Genomic DNA, 1,163 nt, shown 5'->3' with positions numbered 1-1,163 from the left:
GGTCACCGAACGTGATGGCGAACGCGTTGATCACTGGCTTCCACCGCATCGTCCACCGGGCGCGGCCAGTCCCGGTCGGGTCCAGGCTGCGAGTCACAAGATACAGGCACTTCATCGCGGACTGCTCGGTCGGGAAATGCCCACGTGCGCGGATCGCCCGCCGGTAGCGGGCGTTCAACGATTCGATCGCGTTCGTCGAGCAGATCATGCCCCTGATCTCGACGTCATAGTCAAGGAACGGAACAAATTCCTCCCAAGCGTTACGCCACAGTCGGATCATGGCACCGTATTTCTTCCCCCATTTCTCGTCGAGGTCATCGAGGGCTGCCAGCGCAGCCTTCGGGCTGGGCGCGGTGTAGATGGGTTTGATGTCTCGTTTCACCGCATCCCAGTCCCGCCGCGACGCCAGCCGGAACGTGTTCCGGATGAGGTGAACGATGCAGGTCTGCACAATGGTTAGCGGCCACACATTCGTCACGACGTCGGGCAGGCCTTTGAGACCGTCACAGACCAGGAAGAACACGTCACCGACGCCGCGATTCTTCAGATCGATCAGCACGCTCATCCAGAACTTCGCGCCCTCGCCGCCGGTTCCCATCCACAGGCCCAGAACGTCCTTGCAGCCGTCGATAGTGACGCCGATGGCGGCGTAGACGGGCCGGTTGGCGACCTGCCCGTCACGGACCTTGACATGGATCGCGTCGATGAACACGGCCACATACACCGGGTCGAGCGGCCGGCTGGACCACTCCTGCATCTCAGCGACGACCTTGTCGGTGATCCGGGAGATCGTTTCCTTACTGACCGAGGATCCGTAGATCTCGGCGAAATGCGCCGAAATATCCCCGGTCGTCATTCCCTTCGCATACAACGACAACACGATCTCGTCCACCTCGGTAAGCCGACGTTGCCGCTTCTTCACAATCTGCGGCTCGAACGTACTCTCCCGGTCCCGCGGCACATCGATACCGACCTCGCCGGCGGCATCTGAGATCACGGTCTTCGACCGGGTCCCGTTCCGCACGTTCGTTGATTCCCGACCCGACTCGGCCTGGTGCTTCTCGTGCCCGAGATGCTCGGTCATTTCCTCGTTCAACGCTGTTTCCAGCACGTTCTTGGTGAACAGCTTCAGCAAGCCGTCCGGGCCGGTCAACGCCAGCCCC

Annotated in this window: 1 protein-coding gene; it reads right to left on the bottom strand. The window is 61.7% G+C overall.

All coding sequences use genetic code 11. The features are described from left to right. Window positions 1-1,163: IS256 family transposase (locus tag ACLJQZ_RS48500; protein WP_410628501.1), on the bottom strand; the 1,163-nt coding region annotated here is incomplete at both ends.

This window comes from Amycolatopsis sp. cmx-8-4 (assembly GCF_046548675.1).
GTDB lineage: Bacteria > Actinomycetota > Actinomycetes > Mycobacteriales > Pseudonocardiaceae > Amycolatopsis.
Note: the sequence above shows the minus strand (reverse complement) of the source record. Positions and strands in the feature narration are given on the sequence as shown.